At 36.0% G+C, this 3223-nt stretch carries 3 protein-coding genes and 1 pseudogene; 1 reads left to right on the top strand and 3 read right to left on the bottom strand.

The genetic code is table 11. The features are described 5' to 3' along the window. A pseudogene (locus tag QZ276_RS02330) lies at window positions 1–244 on the bottom strand (RNA-guided endonuclease TnpB family protein); the annotation flags it as partial. Window positions 245–399: 155 nt separating this feature from the next. Here QZ276_RS02330 and QZ276_RS02325 point away from each other — a divergent pair. Continuing rightward, on the top strand, window positions 400–1890 hold the full coding sequence (locus tag QZ276_RS02325; RefSeq protein ID WP_292484925.1) for an IS1182 family transposase: 1491 nt from the start codon (window positions 400–402) through the stop codon (window positions 1888–1890). Between the two features lie 223 nt (window positions 1891–2113). On the opposite strand, the gene QZ276_RS02320 is transcribed toward QZ276_RS02325, so the two are convergent. Together QZ276_RS02320 and QZ276_RS02315 are read right to left on the bottom strand one after the other, a co-directional pair. Continuing rightward, on the bottom strand, window positions 2114–2605 hold the full coding sequence (locus QZ276_RS02320) for a metallophosphoesterase (protein WP_292484923.1): 492 nt from the start codon (window positions 2603–2605) through the stop codon (window positions 2114–2116). Between the two features lie 17 nt (window positions 2606–2622). Beyond that, a complete protein-coding gene (locus QZ276_RS02315) occupies window positions 2623–3141 on the bottom strand; it encodes an O-acetyl-ADP-ribose deacetylase (protein WP_292484921.1) in 519 nt (172 codons plus the stop codon). Between the last annotated feature and the right edge of the window lie 82 nt (window positions 3142–3223).

Below are 3223 nucleotides of genomic sequence, written 5' to 3'. Positions count from 1 at the left end.
TACTACCATCTACAGTTTCCACAGTATTCTGGGCAACCTGAGATGGCATCAATTTGTAATTCTCGTTCTCTTTAACCGTGTGATAAGCAGTATTCTTATTGAGATATTTCCTGTAGTTGAAGAAATACTGTCTAATCGTATACAATGTGAAATTGTACAGGTTCTTGGACAGTTTGGTCAACCTTTTCAAAGTTTCATACGTCTGCTTATCAGCACGGAGATGATTCTTCTGGGTCAGATACATACATTATATAATCATTTAGCAAAATACTTATACTTTTTTTGACCATTTATCATACCACGATGCTAAACAGGCTGTCCAACAATTCTGACCACTGTTAACCTATTTTTATCTATTAGACAAATAAATATAAATTATAGATTAATTAATTTATTAACATGGCTTTCATCCAATCATCCAAAGACCAGACATGGCTGCTGCCGCCTGATATAAGAGACATGATAAGTTCTGACCACATCTGCTACCTGGTAGATTCATTCGTAGAAGAACTCGACTTCAGCGAGTTCGAAGATAGATATGCGGGTGCAGGGCATCCTGCATATCATCCAAGGATACTCTGCAAAGTACTGATACAGGCGATGATTGATGGAATCAGATCTTCACGTACCATCGCAAGATGTGTACGTGAAAATGTAGTATACATGTACCTTGCCGAGAAACAAACCCCGGATTTCAGGACTATAAGTGATTTCAGAAAGGACAATGGAGATTTGATCAGAGAAATCTTCAAAAACACCGTTACTGCTGCCAGAGAAGTTGGGTCAGTGGGGATGGAAAATCTGAGTATTGATGGGTCTGTAGTTAAAGCATCCGCATCCAACAACAGTACTGTCACAAGAGATGAACTGGAGGTCATCGAAGATTACATCAACAAGATGCTGAAAGAAAGTATTGCAACTGATGAACTCGAAGATGAACAATTACAAGACTGCAGAGGCTATGACCAGCTTGATGAAACCAGCAAGAACCGAGTTAAATCTGTCTGTAAGAAGTATGCTGATAAGCTTAATAATGCAAATCAGGATAAAAACTTGAAACACCTGGATAACGTAAAGATAGCTAAGTACGAATCCGATAAGGATACCACCAAAAGGTTTAGTTTAACAGACCCTGAATCAAGATTTATCAAGAACAAGAAAGGTAGAATTGAACTGGGATATAATACTCAGATTACGGTAGACCATAAGGAAGGAATCATAATTGCTAATGATGTATGTCAGGATAGAAACGATGCTCATCAGCTTAAACCACAACTTGAACTTGTTGAAAAGTATTGTGGGAGATTAAGTAAAAATACGAAAATATGTGCTGACAGTGGTTACATTCATGAAAAGAATATACAATTCTTGAAACAGAAAGAACTGGACCCTTATATACCGGAACAAATCGATAATAGTTATAAGAAAAACCCTAAACCTGAAAATAATACTAAGCATCCTTATAATGTTTCAAGATTCATTTATGATGAACAAAGGGATGTGTATATCTGTCCTGAAAACGGGATTTTGATATTTTCTTTTGAATCAAATGATAGAGACAGGCCAGGAAAACTTCGAGTTTACAGAGGTATACATTGCAGAGATTGTAAATCCAAATATCAATGTACCAACAGAAAAGATGGGATACGGCAGTTAAAAATTACTTATGTATCAGAAGATAGGAAACATCTGAGAAATAAGATGAAAACTGAACAAGCAAAGAGAATATTTGAACAAAGGAAACATACTGTTGAACCTGCTATCGGAAATTACAAGCAGAATTTGAGATTCAGAGAATTTATTACAAGAGGGTTGAATTCAGTAAAAACTGAATTTAATCTGGTTTGTGCTGCTGTTAATCTAAGGAAAATATGGCTAAATTCTGGATAATACAAATGATTAATTGAAAAATCAATCCTTGTATTGTAGAATAACAAAAATCTGCAAAACTTAAGCAATTAAATATTATTGCTTAATTAATTATTGTCGGACAAGCTCTAAAGACATCGGGGTTTTCTTTACCTTTATAAAAAATGTGTATAAAAAAATCCAGAACAATATGCCATATCCAGACCAGCTTATCGAAATACTTGAAAGGGGGTACTAAAAAATATCAGATTTCTACAAACTCTACATCCAAAGTATCAGTATCAAGAAGTGCTATTGACCTGTTGCCGGTAAGTACACCAGCTGTTTCTCCTGGATTTATAATCAATGTCCCTTTAATGTATTCTGTCCCTCTGTTATGGGTATGACCACGAACAACTACATCATAATCTCCAGAACCGGCAATCGCTTTTACCATTGAATTATTGACACCATGTACCAGTGCTATATGCCGACCTTCAATTGTCAGGTCTCCAAAATTACCACAGTTTTCAGCTCCTATCTCATCAAACCATTTTTTAATGGTCAAAATGTCGCCATCATTGTTACCGAAAACATAATACAGTTCCGACTCAAGGTTTCTAAGTGCTTTACCAGTAAAAGGAGACACAATATCACCGGCATGTAACACAGAATTTACATTCTTTTCATTAAATACGGATACTGCTTTATATATCGCATCCATATTGTCATGGGAATCCGACATTATACCTATCATAATATACCTCTTTTGTTTTATGTTAATTCAGACATGGCTTTTTGGTAATGTTCATAATCCTTTTCACTGAAGCAGACAAGGATTACTTTTTCTATAGTCGAATCATTTTCAAGAAAATCAATTATCTGTTTTATTGCAACCCTTGAAGCCCTTTCAACTGGAAATTCATAAGCCCCTGTACTTATAGCAGGGAAGGCTATGGTCTTTATATTGTACTGTTTAGCTAAGGTCAGTGAATTTATATAGCATTTTGCAAGCATTTCATCTTCATGGTGGCCGCCGCCTTTCCACACTGGTCCAACAGTATGGATAACCCAATTAGCAGGGAGTTTGTAGGCGTTTGTTATTTTTGCCTCACCTGTCTCACATCCACCAAGATTTTTACATTCTTCAAGTAACTGTGGTCCTGCAGCACGGTGGATAGCACCGTCAACACCTCCCCCACCAAGAAGTGATTTATTTGCAGCATTTACAACAGCATCTACATTCTGTTTCGTGATGTCACCCTGTATTATTTCAATCCTGTCCAGTTTCATCTAAAACTCCTTTATACAAATTATGGATAAAAAGGGTTTAAGTTCTGGAAAGATATATTTATTTGCTGAATGATAATTTTTT

The organism is Methanohalobium sp. (genome assembly GCF_018609725.1).
Classification (GTDB): Archaea; Halobacteriota; Methanosarcinia; order Methanosarcinales; family Methanosarcinaceae; genus Methanohalobium.
Note: the sequence above shows the minus strand (reverse complement) of the source record. Positions and strands in the feature narration are given on the sequence as shown.